The organism is Pseudomonas sp. NPDC079086 (genome assembly GCF_044542155.1).
Taxonomy (GTDB): Bacteria; Pseudomonadota; Gammaproteobacteria; order Pseudomonadales; family Pseudomonadaceae; genus Aquipseudomonas.
The window spans coordinates 85,888-100,261 of record NZ_JBITTY010000002.1; the positions used below are offsets into that span (position 1 = coordinate 85,888).

Below are 14,374 nucleotides of genomic sequence, written 5' to 3' on the forward strand. Positions count from 1 at the left end.
CTAAGTGGAAGTGGTGGGGATGTGGCGAGTAAGCCCAGGCGTGGCCTTTTAGTGAGGGGTTCTGGTGTATCAGTGCGGACAGGCACGAGCCCACACCGAGGTAGCTCGGGACGTGATAAAGCGCCTGGAATATTTCAGCTCGCCTGAGACGAACACGTAGCAGGAGAAGTCGACGGGAAATACGAGAGCGAGTGACCCATTCCAGCCTGAAGTAGACTTCTAAATGGGTACGAGATGATCGTCACGAATGGACTGCGGGTGACCAACGATACAGCGGGCATGGCAAAGCTCCTATGGTATGAATCCTTAGGCTCGGGCGCTTTACATTACGTTGCATTACGTTGGGTGTTGCGTGAGGGGTGCTGCTTACATTAGGCCGAGAGCGTGTTGCGGGCCGGCATCCTATTGACTTCGCCAGCCGGCGTCAACACCGAACTGCCGCGCCTCGATATACCACTTGCGGTGTCGGTCGTTATCTTCCCGTGCGCCTTTCGATGCAGTAGGTTGCAGAGTAATTGGGAACATTGCGTGCAATCGCGGCCTGCATAACACAAGGATGAGGACAAGGATGCTTTCCACTCCCGACACGGTAACGGCGCTAATACTTCTGGCAGTCTTCGCCTGCATTCTCAAAGAGAGCTGGTGGGATAAACGCCCCTCGATTGTCCGCAAGCGTAAGGATGTACAGCTCGGCAGGGCATTGCGCCGGCTCGCTGACGAAACTGCGAAGATTCAAGCTGCTCGACAGGCAGGGCACATCTCGCAGGATCATTACGAAGAGCTGATGGGCCGTCTTCGGGAAAATGAAAAAGATGCTCGCATCTGGAATCACTACTGAGCACCGTAAAGCCTTGAGTAGGGTAAGCCTCAGGGGCGGCTCTATGTGAAGGTCCGCCCCTTAGGTATGCGCTCTTAGCGGTTTACTCGAGCTGTTGTCGAGACACTTGAGATGTCATGCGACTACAAATTGGGCTGCTGGAGTCGCCAGGATGCTGAGGGCCTTTGCGTATTTCCCAGCCATATTTAAGTGCTCGGCCTGCTTGGGTGGGTAGCGTTTAGCCTTTTTTAGGCAAGCCTGCCGTGCTGCTTCGATGCTGTTCATCAGCGCTTGATCTTCTTGGTCCCTCAGTTCCCGCTCATAGGCGTCAAGTAGTGCTCTTGCTTGTGCCAGTTCCTCGCGGGTCGGTAGGCCCTTGAGATTCACAATAGGATGGACCGCGCTGCTCTTTCGGGAATTCATTGGGATGCCCCCATGAGAGCCTGCTGAATCGCTTCGTATGCCTTCTGAATCGGAATGCCTGACCCATAGGTGCCATAGGTGATCGTCCCCGAGGAGTGCCCGGTGACCGCCTGTGCGAAAGCTACCGGAACCCCAGCGGCTTGCATGGATGAGGCGAAGTGGTGCCTCAGGGAGTGAAGTGTCTGGTCGCCGCCAGCGACAGTCCCAAGGGCCTTCTGGATGCGTAGGTTAAGCACCTTGCTGGCTTTCCAAGGGGCAATGCCATGAGCAGAGGGCAGGGCGTTAGCCTCGATAGCCTGAAGGAATGCTCCAAGGTCGAACCCAAGGGCACCATCTACAAGCGGGACCATACGGGCGCTGTGTTTGTTCTTGATCGACTTACCGGGGTCGTTTTCGTTGATGTCGATACACCAGAGCCCATCGACCTGTTTTATGTCGGCCTTGGTCAGGTAGGCAATCTCTCCGACTCGGGCCCCTGTGATGACCGCTAAGGACAGCGCCCAGCGCTCCCAGGAGTCAGTCGGCAGCGTCCCGGTGTATTCCATTAGGGTAATCGCCTGGGGCCGTGTGAACGCTTCCCGCTTGCTCTCTGCGTCCTTGGTGATCTTCAGCTTCGATGCGTATGCCTTGGCCAGCTTGTCGTTATCGACTGCCCAGCTCAGCACTGTGGTCAGCTTCTGAATCAAGTTGTTTACGGTGGACTCGGCACGACCCTCAAGGAGCTTTGCTCGAAGAGCCGTTAGGTCTTCCCGTGTGTGCTTCCTCAGGTCAGACACACCGATGGCCACGAAGGCTTCACTGATGACCTTGAAGTTAGTCAGCATGGATTTCCGGGTGTTGTCCTTGAGGTTAATACCGCGCTCGGCCATGTAGAGGTCAGACAGCGAGTCCCAGCTAAGTGGGTCCTTGGGGGCACCTACAGATAGGGACGGGGAAGAAAGGGTATGACTATCACTGGTGCCTCTTTCATTGAGTTGATCAATGATTCCGACAAGTTCATCCGGCTGACCACTTAGGCGAGCTTGTGCTGCCTTGAGTATCTGCTGGCCGACACCTACTGCACGCTGCTGATCCACATTCAGGGATGCCTTAGCGCTTCCTTGAGCAAGTGCGGACCTTACCTCGTCATAGATCATGCGGTAGGCCACCAGCGAGTCATCACCGTGTGCCATCGACAGGCATTCCTCTGCGATCACGATGAGCTGCGCCTTCAGTTCCTCCCAGGTTGCTTGAGGCTTATCGAGGTGAAAGACGCCGAGAGCCCGGAGGATGTCCTTCGAGAGTTCCATTGCAGTGGTCCGGTCTGTAGTGCGAAGAGATAGGGTGAAGGTGACGAACGGTCGGCCTTTGGGGCGGAAGCGGAGGTAATAGCGCCCATTGCGTCTGTAGTGCCAAGGCTTAGCCAGTTGGGTGGCCAGTTTGGGCGGGGCGTTTTCTAACAGATTTCTAACTCTTTTGGCATGCTGCTGAGTGGTCATCGTCTGGAACCCTTGAATTTATGGGGTTCCTGTCCTTCAAGAGTGATTGCAACAAAACCTTGCGGCCATGGTGCAAGCATCGCAGCAAAAGGGTGCCAAGGTGCTGATCTTGGGCATGCAACTGCCACCTAATTATGGGGTGCGTTACACCACAGCCTTCGCCGCAGTGTTCCCCAAGGTTGCCAGTGAGACAGGTTCGGCCCTGGTGCCATTCGTGTTGGAGGGCGTTGGCGGCGTGCCTTCGCTGATGCAGAGCGATGGCATTCACCCAACTGCCGAGGCGCAACCTAAGCTGCTGGAAAACGTCTGGCCGACCCTGAAACCTTTGCTCTGACAGGCTTTTCTGTAACGTGCCTTTCGGCTAATGTGGCGGCCCCGCACTGGAGCCCTCAATGCCGCGTCCTGCCTGGTCCTTGCATGCCTACCAACTGATCGAACCTGACGAGCAGCTCGACCTGTTCGCCTGCCGAGAAGTACGCGTGCACCTGTTGGCGCGCCAGCTTGAATTGGGTCAGTTTGCCGACCGTACATTATGCGGTGGTTTGTTGCCTGCGCAGCCAGTGTGGCGCGACCTGGATAAGACGATGCTGCGTGACAAGCGCTTGTGTCCGGCGTGTCGGGCAACACTGGAAGCGCAGAAACGCGGTGAGCGTCCAGAATTGCCGGGGCGTTGAGCTATCCAAGCGGCTGATCAATCGGTGTACAATCGCCTCCTACTTTTACCAACCATTTTCGTCAGGAATTCCCGGATGTTGTCGCGTGCCCTTGCCGTCACCCGCTGCCTGCCGCTTGCCGCTGTATTTGCGGTAGCGTCTGCCAATGCTCTTGAGTTTCCTCTACCGCCTCCTGGCGAGGATATCGTTGGCGAAGTGCAGGTGATCCAGGCCAAGTATGAAGACACCTTTGCCGATCTTGGGGTGGTCAATGATCTGGGTTACCTGGAAATGGTTGTGGCCAATCCTGGTGTTGATCCTTGGCTTCCGGGCGCGGGCAACGAGATCATTCTGCCAACGCGCTACATCCTGCCGGCTGGTCCACGTGAAGGCATCGTGATCAACCTCGCTGAATATCGCCTCTACTACTACCCGAAAGGTCGTAACGTGGTTTACACCTATCCACTGGGTATTGGTCGCGAGGGCTGGAGTTCGCCGGTTGCCAATGCACGCATCACGGCCAAAACACCGAACCCAGGCTGGACCCCGCCTAAGTCGATTCGTGAAGAACATGCTGCAGACGGCGATCCGTTGCCGGCTTATGTGCCGCCAGGCCCTAATAATCCGCTTGGCCCATACAAGTTAGGTTTGTCGGTGCCGGGCTACCTGATTCACGGCTCGAACAAGAAATTCGGTATTGGCATGCGAGTCAGCCACGGCTGCTTCCGTATGCTCAACCACAATGTGCTGAAGCTGGCGTCTATGGTGTCAGTGGGGACACCAGTACGCATCATTAATGAGCCTTATAAGTTTGGCCGTAGCGGTGGCAAGGTTTACTTGGAAGCGCACGCCCCTCTGGATGAAACTGGAGAGGCCTCGGTTGTTGAAAAGCACACAGCGGTGATCAATGCGCTGCTTAAAAATGATCAGTTCGCCGATCTGCGCCTAGACTGGGAAATGTTGCGTGAAGTCGTTGCTGCTGAAGATGGTTTACCGGTTGAGATTGCTCAGCCTGATCAGGCCATGGTGGCGACTGAGCCTGCTATCTGACATCAGATTGTTTTAAGAGCCCGTTATGCGTAAGCGCTGACGGGTTTTTTATTGTCTGTTGAAGAGTGAGCATTTCCTCTAGGCAATAAAAAAGCCGACCCAGAAAACTGGGTCGGCTTGTCATAGCCTTGTGAGCTATTACTTGCGGCTGGCTTTTTCCAGCATACGCAGAGCGCGCTCATTGGCTTCGTCAGCAGTTTGCTGAGCCTTCTGAGCAGCAGCCATAGCGTCATCAGCCTTGCGGTAGGCTTCGTCGGCACGGGCTTGAGCGCGAGCAGCTGCATCTTCAGTTGCAGTCAGACGAGCTTCAGTTTCTTTGGACATGCTGCTGCAACCGGTAGCCAGAACTGCGGCCAATGCCAGAGCAGAGAATTTCAGAACGTTGTTCATCGTGTTCCCCTTGAGGTGGAGTTTTTCCATAAAAGCAATTTCCTAATTGTAGGAAATTAGCCGGCGTACATACTACCTGTAACTTGTAGTAAGTAAACGGAGGCAAGGCAAGCCGCCAGAGTTTTTTTCTGCTTAATGCATAGCTGGCCATTTATCAGGCATGTTTTGGTTAAAAAACAATCAGTTCTAGAGCGTTTGGCAGTTTCTTGCGCAGTGCTTCATTTCACTTTTAGCTGCGCGACTGTGGGGCGTTGCTGGAAAATGATACCGGTAGTTTTCGAACATGAATGAACGAATGGAGCAAGGCTTTGTGCATGGCTGGCAGCATGCAATGCTGGCTTGCGCCAGTGTCGCACTACCTAGATATGCGATCTAAGTTATTGATTAACGTGACCTCGCAGGTTTTGGCCTGATAAGCTCGGGATAATTGCCTACAACTTAATAGGTACAAGATGCTGTGACCCGATGGCTGCAGCAGCGAGAGCGGGTTGCGCGAGTTAACAGAGGAGTTGCGATGAGCGAGGCGTTGTCCATTCACCATGACCTGGCAGGCCATCAATTCGAGACCACAGTGGATGGTGATCGGGCATACCTGGCTTATATGGATCTTGGGAAGCAAACCCTGGATATCTATCGTACCTTCGTACCCAACTCGTTGCGTGGGCGCGGGATCGCGGCAGCGTTGACCGAGCATGCACTGCAGTATGCCGAGCGGCTGGGCTATACAGTGATTCCTTCGTGTTCCTACGTAGAGCGTTATATGCTGCGCCGCCAGCGCCACGCGGATAAAAGCTGAGTAATCCGCACAAGAAAAAGGCCAGTGAATGACTGGCCTTTTTTATATCTGCCTTTACGTCTTCGCTATCAGATCTTGGCGATTAGATTGCCGGCGTGCAGGCCGCATTCTTTCTGTGTGGCTTCTTCCCACCACCAGCGGCCCTCACGTTCGTGCTGATTTGGCAGCACCGGGCGGGTGCAGGGCTCGCAACCGATGCTGATAAAGCCTCGTTCATGCAAGGTGTTGTAGGGCAGTTCAAGCATGCGGATATAGGCCCAAACATCTTCGCTGCTCATCTGCGCCAGCGGATTGAACTTGTACAGGGTGTTGTCGGCAGTAGAAAAGGCACCGTCGATTTCCACCACGGCAACTTGGCTGCGTGTGCCCGGGCTCTGGTCACGGCGCTGACCGGTGGCCCAGGCCTTTACCGTGGCGAGTTTACGGCGTAGCGGGGCGGTCTTGCGGATGCCGCAGCATTCACCGTGGCCATCCTTGTAAAAGCTGTACAGGCCTTTTTCTTTGACGAAGGGCTCCAGTGCGGCGGCCTCTGGCGAAAGTATGTCGATGCTGATGCCGTAGTGCTCGCGTACCTGATCGATAAACCGGTAGGTTTCCGGGTGCAGGCGGCCGGTGTCGAGGCTGAAGACCTTGACGTTTTTGTTGAGTTTCCAGGCCATGTCTACCAGCACCACATCTTCCGCGCCGCTAAAGGACAGCCACAGTTCATCGCCAAAGTGTTCGAAGGCGAGTTTGAGAATGTCCTGGGGCGACTTGTTGGCGTAGCTTGCCGCCAGCTCGGCTGCATCGAAGGGGTGGCTCATCGGCTTGAATTCCTAGTTATGGTGACGTCGCGCGTCTTGTGTGGCGATGGTAGCAAAAGCCAGTTATGCGACTAAATAACCAAGTGCCGTAGTGGGGCTGTTATTTGGGTATAAGGCTCTGCATTGCAGAGCCTTGGGGTAGCCGCTAGAGTGCCGCCTTCTCAAATAAATCCAAGCTAGGAGTGTCCTGTGGAAATCGCGTGTCTCGACCTGGAAGGCGTGTTGGTCCCGGAAATCTGGATTGCCTTCGCGGAAAAAACTGGCATCGAATCGCTGAAAGCGACCACCCGGGATATTCCGGACTATGACGTGCTGATGAAGCAGCGCCTGCGCATCCTGGATGAGCACGGCTTGAAACTGTCCGACATTCAGGAAGTGATCGCCACGCTCAAGCCTCTGGAAGGCGCGGTGGAGTTTGTCGACTGGCTGCGTGAGCGCTTTCAGGTAGTGATTCTCTCGGATACCTTCTACGAGTTCTCCCAACCGCTGATGCGCCAGCTGGGTTTCCCTACGTTGCTGTGCCACAAGCTGATCACTGATGAAACGGATCGGGTAGTGGATTACCAACTGCGCCAGAAGGATCCCAAGCGTCAGTCGGTCATCGCCTTCAAGAGCCTCTACTATCGCGTGATCGCGGCGGGTGACTCGTATAACGACACCACCATGCTCAGCGAAGCCCACGCCGGCATCCTGTTCCATGCGCCTGACAACGTGATTCGCGAATTCCCGCAGTTCCCTGCAGTACACACCTATGAAGACCTCAAGCGCGAGTTCCTCAAGGCGTCCAATCGCGAGCTGAGCCTGTAATCAGCTCTCTATTGAAAAGCCCGCATTTGCGGGCTTTTTTGTGCGGGTTCGTTTTCAGTCGCAAAACTGTTCCAGGGTCTCCAGCAGTACTTTGACCTTGGTAATCGACTCCTGGTATTCGGCCTGGCCGTTGGAGTCGGCGACGATGCCGCCGCCGCCCCAGCAGCTGATCTGCCCGTCTTTGGCCAGCAGGCTGCGGATTGCGATTGAGCTGTCCATTTCGCCGCGCACATCGAGATACAGCAGTGAGCCGCAATACAGTGCGCGGCGGGTCGGTTCCAACTCGTCGATGATCTGCATGGCGCGAATCTTTGGTGCCCCGGTTATCGAGCCGCCAGGGAAGCTGCCGGCGATCAGGTCCAGCGCATCCTTGTCCGGCGCCAGTTCGCCGGTTACGGCACTGACCAGGTGATGCACGTTGGGGTAGCTTTCCAGGGCGAAGAGTTCCGGTACCCGCACCGAACCCACTCGGCAGCTACGGCCTAGGTCATTGCGCAGCAGGTCGACAATCATCAGGTTTTCCGCACGGTCCTTCTGGCTGCTGAGCAGGGCGGCGGCCTGTGCTTGATCCTGTTGCGGGTCGGCATGCCGTGGGCGGGTGCCCTTGATCGGCCGGGTTTCCACCTGGCCTTCGCTGGTGCGTAAGAAGCGCTCTGGCGACAGACTGATGATGGCACCGCCGCCTGGCAGCGTTTGATATCCCGAAAATGGCGTTGGGCAGGCGGCGCGCAAGGCCTGGTAGGCGGTCCACGGCGAACCCTGATAGCCCGCGCGAAAGCGTTGGGCAAAGTTCACCTGATAGCAGTCGCCGGCCTGGATATAGGCCTGAATACGCGCAAAGCACTGCTGGTATTCGGCTTCGCTAATGTCGGACTGAAAACGCCCCAGCAGCCTGAACGGTTGCGGCGCGGACGCTGCTGGTGTGGCGAACAGTGCACTTAGGCGTTGGCGTTCGGCCTGGGGCAGGCTTGGGTGAAACATCAGCTGACAGCGCTGTTGCTGGTGATCGGTGATCAGGGCCCAGGCATACAGACCAAAGCGAGCGTCGGCTAGATCGAGATCGTCAATGGCCTGGTCTGGCAGTTGTTCCAGCCTGCGGCCGAAGTCGTAACTCAGATAGCCAATCAACCCACCGACGAACGGGAGCGGATTATTTGCCGGCGGGAGGCACTCACCTAGGTCTGCAAGGCTCTGGCGCAGGCGTTGCAGGAAAGCGTTGGCCGTTTCGTCAGGCGTCGGCGCCAGCTCTGCCAATGGCCAGGCGCTGATAAGGTCATAGCGTCCACGCTGTGCGGTCGGCCGTCCCGCATCTAGCAGCACGGCGCCGGGAGCATGCATGACGCTGCTGAAGTAATGCGAAGGGTCTGCGAGGTAGGGCAGAGCCTGTACAAGGCAAGTAGGCATATGACACTTTCAAGGTGCGCGGATGCCGATTGTAGAACGTCGCCAACATTCATCCTAGAGCTTGCGCGTGGGTTTACTCGGGATGCTGCCGCTCATTAGTATGCAAAGGTCCCCGGATGTTCGATGTGACTCATAAAACAATAATTACTACGGGATCAAGGCCATGGATGAAGTAATGGATCCTGCCGTAGGCAGCCTTTTGCGCGCCAAACTGATGCCACCCCAGGCCTCCACGGATTACCTGGTCAGGCCGCAGCTTGAGTCTGCCCTGAGCGCCAATCAGCATGCGCGGGTGCTGCTATTGGCAGCCCCGGCCGGTTTTGGCAAAACCAGTGCGCTGGTTGCATTGGCCCATGCCCGCGAGCAAAGTGGTCAGGCGGTGGCCTGGCTGTCGCTCGGCCCTGGCGACGATGAACCGTCGCGTTTTCTGTTGCAGCTGATCGAAGCGCTTTCCCGCCTGTTGCCGGGTTTTGGCGCAGAAGCGCTGGCTTACCTGCAAAACACCATGCGGGTGCCGGTTTCTGCGGTGATGGAAAGCCTGCTGGTTGACCTGTCGCAGCTGGAAAGCCCGCTGCTGCTGGTGCTTGATGATCTGCACCTGATTCAGGATGCAGAGCTGCTCGGCGCACTCAACCGTTTGATCAAATTTGCCCCCGAAGCGTTTACCCTGGCCATCGGCAGCCGCTCGCAACCGGCGCTGAACCTGGCCACTCTGCGTGCCAAGGATCTGCTAGTCGAAATCGGCGAGCAGGAGTTGCGCCTGAGCAAGGCGGAAACTCGCGATTATCTGCAACGTTGCGGCCTGCAACTGGATGCTGTGGCGTTTTCCGCGCTTTACAGCCAGACCGAAGGCTGGATGGTGGGTGTGCACCTGGCCAGCCTGTGGTTACGCCATCAGCCTCAGGCTGCCGCACAGATTGCCGATATGGGCACTGATCAGGCAGCGGTGGGCGCGTACCTACTGCGCGGCGTGTTCGAGCAGTTGCCGGCCGACAAGCAGGAACTGTTGTTGGCTCTGGGCGTGGCTCAGCAGCTCAGTGGTGACCTGGCAAATGCCTTGACTGGGCGGCAGGACGGTCAGCTGTTGCTGGAAGAGCTGGAAGCCATGCAGCTGTTCCTTCTGCCTCTGGATCGCGAGCGTCAGTGGTATCGCTTTCACAACCTGTTTGCCGAATTCCTGCGCGGTCGCCTGAAAGAGCGCGACCCGGAGCGTTTCAAGCAGCTGCATTTCAACGCCAGCCTGTGGTTCACCAACCACCATATGCAGAACTTGGCCATTGAGCATGCGTGCCTCGCCGAAGACCCTGAAATGCTCGCGGCGTTGGTCGACGGCTGCGGCCTGGAGCTGATCAATCGTGGCCAGCTCAACCTGATCTACAAATGGCGTCAGCACGTACCGGACGAGATTGCCGAGCGCTTTCCCGTGCTGGTACTCGCCGATGTCTGGACCCGCGCGGCCGAGCTGGGCCTGGTGGAAGCCAATCGCATGCTTGATGAGTTGCTTGAGCGCTGGACCGAGGCCAAGCCCGGCGCGCCATTGAGCGACAAGCTATTGGCGACCCTGGCGATCAAGTCAGTCATTGCCCTGCAGAAGGACGATTTACAGACCTGCATTGCTCTGGCGCGGCGGGTTGAAGTGCAACTGGGCCAGCACACTGCATTTCTCGAAGTGGCGATGCTGATCGTCGGGGCGCTAGCCAACGTGATGATCGGTCAGCCGGATCAGGCCAAACGTTTGCTGGCACTGGCGCAGCAGCGCAATCACTTCCTTGAAGGGCGCTACCTAGATATGCAGTTGGCCAACGTCGAGGTGCTGCTGAGTTTGGAGCAGGGGCAGATCCGTCAGGCCGAGTTGCTGTTCGCTCAGTTACGCGCGCGGGTTATTCCCTGGTTCTCCGACCGCTCGCGGGCCCTGGCATTGCCGACCATCACCGAAGCCCTGGTCGCCTATAACCAGGGCCGCCTGGAAGGCATCGAGGAACGTTTGCGTTGGGCACTGGCCACGGTTGACGTCATCAACCCTATCGATCTCTACGCCCAGGGGATGCTGTGTATGGCCCATGTACAGCGCATGCAGGACAACCCCAAGGAAGCCTATGCCAGCCTGGTGTTGATGCAGAACCTCGCCGCGCGCAACCAGTCTTGGCGTTTCTACGCCCAGGCGGTGGCCGATGAGGTGGTGCAGATTCTTCAGGAGCCTGCAGCTGACCGTCTCAAGCGCGCCGAGCAACGCCTCAAGACCGTGGACTGGAACAAACTGGCCGAGCATTACCAGCATATGCGCTTCAACCCGGTGCTGTGGGTGCGCGGTCTGACCCGGATTCGTCTGCAGCAGGCGCGGGGCCATTACAGCGAAGCGCTGCATGAAATTACCCAGCTGCGCGGCATGCTGCTGGATAACTGGCATGGTCTGCAGCGCCTGCGGCTCGATCTGCTGGCGGCGCTCAGTTACCAACGTCTGGGCTATCAGGAGCGTGCGCAAAGCCTGTTGGTGCAATGCTTGATCGGTGCCGAGCGCGAAGGTGTGCGCAGCCTGTTTGTCGAGGAAGGCGAAGCTATTCGCCTGTTATTGCAGCAACTGGAAGCTGCCGAACGTCAGCCGGCGCTGCAGGGCTTTATTCGCGGGTTGCTGGCCATCTGGCCGGGCAACAGCGCGCGGCAGTCGCTGGAAGTGCTTGAGGAGGGGCTGACCGAGCGCGAGCGCGAGGTGGTCTGCCTGGCGGCTCAAGGCATGTCGAATGATGAGATCGGCCAGCAACTGTCATTGGCCCTCGGTACGGTCAAGTGGCACCTGCATAACATTTACGAAAAGCTCAAGGTGCGTAACCGCACACAAGCCATCCGCCGCGCGCGCGAACTGAGTCTTCTTGATCAATGAATAGCCAATCGAAACCCCACCCAGGCAAGTTGCCGTTACTGCGCACCAAGCTGTTTCCTGCTGAATCTGCCGGTCGACCTTTGCTGGCCCGTGAAGCGTTGCTTGACCGGTTGTTCAAGGCCCGCGAGCAGCGCCTGATTCTACTCAGTGCACCGGCCGGTTTCGGCAAGAGCACGGTGCTTAGCCAGTTCCGCCTGCGTTTGCTGGAGACGGGGGCGCGAGTCGCCTGGTTGTCCTGTGACGAAGCCGACAGCGAACCGCAACGCTTGCTGCACTACCTGATCGCCGCGATTGAGGCGCAACTGCCGGGCTTTGGCGCGAGTACCGCGCGCCTGCTGCGTGATGACCTGAGTGTGCCTAATGAATTGCTGCTGGATTCCTTTATCGGTGACTTGAAAAGGGTCCAGGGTGACCTGTACCTGATCTTTGATGACTTCCACCGCGTACGGCATGTCGACCTGGGGCCGCTGGTTAATTACTTCGTCAAACAGGTGCCGGCCAATGTGCGGATGATCGGCAGCACCCGCTATAAACCGCGCTTTCTTGATGAGCAATCGGTCATTTCGCCCTGGGCGCTGTGGATCAAGGCAGACGAACTGCGTCTTACCCGTAGCGAAACCGAAGCCTACTTCCACGAACTCAAGCAATTGCAGCTGAGCAGCGCCGAGCTGGATTTGCTGCAGCGGCGTACCGAGGGCTGGATCACTGCATTGCATCTGGTGGCGCTGGCGTTGGCGCGGCATTCAGAGCGCACCGCCTTTCTTACTGGGTTGTCCGGCACCGAACGTAATATCGCCGACTATCTGGCTGAGGATGTGCTGGATCATCTGCCGCAGGATCAGCAGCTATTTCTCGATCAGACCTCGGTGCTCGATGAATTCAATGCCGAGTTGTGCAACGCCCTGACCGGCCGCACAGACGGCGCGCAGATGCTCAAACGTTTGCAGACCGCTCAGCTGTTCATTATTGCGCTGGACGAGCAGGGCGAGTGGTTTCGCTATCACCACCTGTTTGCCGAGTTCCTGCAGGGCCGCCTGAGCCGTGCGGGGGACCCAACTCACCTGTTGCACGCCGCAGCCCGCTGGTGTGAAAGCCATGAGCTGACGGATAAATCGGTCAAATATGCCCTGCGCGCACGCGATTACGCCTTTGCCGCCGAGCTGCTGGAACGCCAGGGCGCGACGCTGATTGCCGGCAATCAGGTCTACGGCATTCTGGCGATCCTCAAGGATGTGCCATCGGAGGTGATTCGCGAGCACCCGGTGTTCCAGATTTTCTACGCCTGGCAGCTGGCCTTCGAGCAGAAGTACGCCGAAGCCGAAGCGCTGATCGAGGAAGTCAGTACGCGCCTGATGCAGGGACGTGGCAAACCGATGCACTTTGGCCTGGCGGTGTTGCTGGCGGTAGCCCAGGTGCTCAAGGCGCTGGTGTTGCTGTATCAGGACAAGCTTGAGGGCGCGCTGAAGGTGGCGCGTCACTGGCTCGCCCTGGTGCCGGATAACCAGCCGATTTTCCGCGCGAGCATGTCTTGCATTCAAGCCGCGGCCTACGCGCTGCTGGGTGAGTTCGGTGATGCCGCCAAATCGATTGCGGTGGCGCGCGACAACCTGGAGCAGGCTGACAGTGAGTACCTGCATGCGGTGGTCAGCCTGATTGAGGCGCTGATCTGCAAGGAGATGGGCCAGCCCGAGCGCGGACGGATATTGGCGGAAAGTGCCCGGGCAAGGGTCGAGCAAGTGTTCGGTCGGCGCAGTCGGGTTGGGGGGCCGCTGGCACTGGCCTATGCCGATCTACTGTATGAGCAGGATCGGCATGCAGCGATTCTCGCCGAGTTGCCGCTGGCGACTACCTGGCGCGATGTGGCCACACCGATTGAGTTGATCAGTCGCGGCAAGCTGGTGATGGCCAAGGCGCGTTTCTTTGCCGGCGAGGGCGAGTCGGCCCTGGCGGAGTTGGATGAATGGCTGGCCGGTTTGCACGGTCCAGGTTATGAGCGGGTTTACGCCCTGGGCATGAGCTGCAAGGTGCAGTTTCTGCTGTGGCTGCGTAAGCCCAATGAGGCCGAGCGCACCTGTCTGCAGCTGCAGCGTCATCTGGCTGTATTGCCGCCGGGTCGTTATGCCGATGCGGAAACCGTGCAGGTACTGTCTGAGGCGCGCCTGGCGTTGTCCGAACGCCGCGCCGACAAGGCGCAAGCGGTGCTTGAATCCTGCCTGGCCAAACAAACGGCTGAGCATCAGCGTGATCGGCGCCTGCGTCTTTCCTTGTTACTTTCCGTGGCGTACTGGCGCAAAGGTAACAGCGACAAGGCCTTTGCCTTGCTCAAGACCACGGTCGAAGACGCCTGGGCAAGCGGTTACCGGCGCATGTTTCTGGATGACGCACTTTGGCTGCTGCCGCTCTGGGACGCCTGGCACAGCGCCGAACCCAAGCGCGCCAGCGCCTGGCAAGGGCTGGCCGAGCAACTGCGTGAACAATGCCGCCGGCTGTCTATCGATTTAGAAACTTTCGATGAAAATCAAGATGTTAGTCATCGTGAGCGAGAAATACTGCGCTTTGTCGCGGCTGGTTTGTCGAACCGCGACATCGCCCAGGCGGTGCATTTGTCTGAGGCCACGATCAAATGGCACCTGCACAACCTGTTCGCCAAGCTGGGCGTGCGCAGCCGTACACAAGCGGTATTGAAGGGCAAGAGCCTGGGGGTGTTGAGCGAGGCTTGAGATGTGGTTGCCTGATTTGCGCCAGATGGGCGCTCCATCCCTTGGATGGGCTGGCAGCCAGGTCATGCACCAGTAGTTTTAACGTCAGGACGAGAAGCATGGTGCTTCACGATTCCAAGCCTGGCGCGAATAGGGAAGCAGTGCCAGACCTGGTG

12 protein-coding genes and 1 pseudogene are annotated in these 14,374 nt (G+C 57.8%); 8 read left to right on the plus strand and 5 right to left on the minus strand.

Translation table 11 applies throughout. From position 1 onward, the window contains the following. Positions 1 to 568: 568 nt before the first annotated feature. Positions 569 to 838 carry a hypothetical protein gene (locus ACIGEK_RS09920; protein WP_397493179.1) on the plus strand — a complete coding sequence of 90 codons (270 nt, stop codon included), beginning with the start codon at positions 569 to 571 and terminating at the stop codon, positions 836 to 838. Between the two features lie 114 nt (positions 839 to 952). On the opposite strand, the gene ACIGEK_RS09925 is transcribed toward ACIGEK_RS09920, so the two are convergent. Together ACIGEK_RS09925 and ACIGEK_RS09930 are read right to left on the minus strand one after the other, a co-directional pair. Further along, positions 953 to 1,240, minus strand: a complete 288-nt coding sequence (locus ACIGEK_RS09925; RefSeq protein WP_397493180.1) for a hypothetical protein — start codon at positions 1,238 to 1,240, stop codon at positions 953 to 955. Beyond that, on the minus strand, positions 1,237 to 2,718 hold the full coding sequence (locus tag ACIGEK_RS09930; protein WP_397493181.1) for a site-specific integrase: 1,482 nt from the start codon (positions 2,716 to 2,718) through the stop codon (positions 1,237 to 1,239). The genes ACIGEK_RS09925 and ACIGEK_RS09930 overlap by 4 nt, the downstream gene beginning before the upstream one ends. Before the next feature lie 46 nt (positions 2,719 to 2,764). Between ACIGEK_RS09930 and ACIGEK_RS09935 the strand changes: the two are divergent. The 3 genes and pseudogenes from ACIGEK_RS09935 to ACIGEK_RS09945 form a co-directional block, all read left to right on the plus strand. Next, positions 2,765 to 3,052, plus strand: a pseudogene (locus ACIGEK_RS09935) (arylesterase); the annotation flags it as partial. Between the two features lie 58 nt (positions 3,053 to 3,110). Further along, positions 3,111 to 3,392, plus strand: coding sequence for a hypothetical protein (locus ACIGEK_RS09940; protein WP_397493182.1), 282 nt, complete (start codon positions 3,111 to 3,113; stop codon positions 3,390 to 3,392). A 75-nt stretch (positions 3,393 to 3,467) separates the two neighbouring features. Continuing rightward, positions 3,468 to 4,421 (plus strand): L,D-transpeptidase family protein, encoded by a 954-nt coding sequence (locus ACIGEK_RS09945; protein ID WP_397493183.1) that lies wholly within the window; start codon positions 3,468 to 3,470, stop codon positions 4,419 to 4,421. A 138-nt stretch (positions 4,422 to 4,559) separates the two neighbouring features. Here the strand turns inward: ACIGEK_RS09945 and oprI are convergent, their stop codons facing one another. Further along, the gene (oprI, locus tag ACIGEK_RS09950; protein ID WP_090242095.1) at positions 4,560 to 4,811 is read right to left on the minus strand and encodes an outer membrane lipoprotei OprI; all 252 of its coding nucleotides are present in this window, start codon (positions 4,809 to 4,811) and stop codon (positions 4,560 to 4,562) included. A gap of 514 nt (positions 4,812 to 5,325) precedes the next feature. Here oprI and ACIGEK_RS09955 point away from each other — a divergent pair. Beyond that, a complete protein-coding gene (locus tag ACIGEK_RS09955; RefSeq protein ID WP_397493184.1) occupies positions 5,326 to 5,607 on the plus strand; it encodes a GNAT family N-acetyltransferase in 282 nt (93 codons plus the stop codon). Between the two features lie 68 nt (positions 5,608 to 5,675). On the opposite strand, the gene ACIGEK_RS09960 is transcribed toward ACIGEK_RS09955, so the two are convergent. Next, positions 5,676 to 6,410 carry a phosphoadenylyl-sulfate reductase gene (locus ACIGEK_RS09960; RefSeq protein ID WP_397493185.1) on the minus strand — a complete coding sequence of 245 codons (735 nt, stop codon included), beginning with the start codon at positions 6,408 to 6,410 and terminating at the stop codon, positions 5,676 to 5,678. Positions 6,411 to 6,599: 189 nt separating this feature from the next. Between ACIGEK_RS09960 and thrH the strand changes: the two genes are divergently transcribed. Continuing rightward, positions 6,600 to 7,217 carry a bifunctional phosphoserine phosphatase/homoserine phosphotransferase ThrH gene (gene thrH / locus ACIGEK_RS09965; protein WP_397493186.1) on the plus strand — a complete coding sequence of 206 codons (618 nt, stop codon included), beginning with the start codon at positions 6,600 to 6,602 and terminating at the stop codon, positions 7,215 to 7,217. 54 nt (positions 7,218 to 7,271) lie between these two features. Here thrH and pabB read toward each other — a convergent pair whose 3' ends face one another. Continuing rightward, entirely contained in the window at positions 7,272 to 8,621 is a 1,350-nt protein-coding gene (gene pabB, locus ACIGEK_RS09970; protein WP_397493187.1) for an aminodeoxychorismate synthase component I, read from the minus strand. Between the two features lie 163 nt (positions 8,622 to 8,784). Here pabB and ACIGEK_RS09975 point away from each other — a divergent pair, with 163 nt between their 5' ends. Beyond that, the gene (locus ACIGEK_RS09975) at positions 8,785 to 11,499 is read left to right on the plus strand and encodes a LuxR C-terminal-related transcriptional regulator (protein WP_397493188.1); all 2,715 of its coding nucleotides are present in this window, start codon (positions 8,785 to 8,787) and stop codon (positions 11,497 to 11,499) included. Beyond that, positions 11,496 to 14,219 (plus strand): LuxR C-terminal-related transcriptional regulator, encoded by a 2,724-nt coding sequence (locus ACIGEK_RS09980; RefSeq protein WP_397493189.1) that lies wholly within the window; start codon positions 11,496 to 11,498, stop codon positions 14,217 to 14,219. The genes ACIGEK_RS09975 and ACIGEK_RS09980 overlap by 4 nt, the downstream gene beginning before the upstream one ends. The last annotated feature ends 155 nt before the right edge of the window (positions 14,220 to 14,374 follow it).

Coding starts and splice junctions, on each gene's coding strand:
- ACIGEK_RS09920 (WP_397493179.1), top strand. CDS start 569: ATGCTTTCCACTCCCGACACGGTAACGGCGCTAATACTTCTGGCAGTC.
- ACIGEK_RS09925 (WP_397493180.1), bottom strand. CDS start 1,240: ATGAATTCCCGAAAGAGCAGCGCGGTCCATCCTATTGTGAATCTCAAG.
- ACIGEK_RS09930 (WP_397493181.1), bottom strand. CDS start 2,718: ATGACCACTCAGCAGCATGCCAAAAGAGTTAGAAATCTGTTAGAAAAC.
- ACIGEK_RS09940 (WP_397493182.1), top strand. CDS start 3,111: ATGCCGCGTCCTGCCTGGTCCTTGCATGCCTACCAACTGATCGAACCT.
- ACIGEK_RS09945 (WP_397493183.1), top strand. CDS start 3,468: ATGTTGTCGCGTGCCCTTGCCGTCACCCGCTGCCTGCCGCTTGCCGCT.
- oprI (WP_090242095.1), bottom strand. CDS start 4,811: ATGAACAACGTTCTGAAATTCTCTGCTCTGGCATTGGCCGCAGTTCTG.
- ACIGEK_RS09955 (WP_397493184.1), top strand. CDS start 5,326: ATGAGCGAGGCGTTGTCCATTCACCATGACCTGGCAGGCCATCAATTC.
- ACIGEK_RS09960 (WP_397493185.1), bottom strand. CDS start 6,410: ATGAGCCACCCCTTCGATGCAGCCGAGCTGGCGGCAAGCTACGCCAAC.
- pabB (WP_397493187.1), bottom strand. CDS start 8,621: ATGCCTACTTGCCTTGTACAGGCTCTGCCCTACCTCGCAGACCCTTCG.
- ACIGEK_RS09975 (WP_397493188.1), top strand. CDS start 8,785: ATGGATGAAGTAATGGATCCTGCCGTAGGCAGCCTTTTGCGCGCCAAA.
- ACIGEK_RS09980 (WP_397493189.1), top strand. CDS start 11,496: ATGAATAGCCAATCGAAACCCCACCCAGGCAAGTTGCCGTTACTGCGC.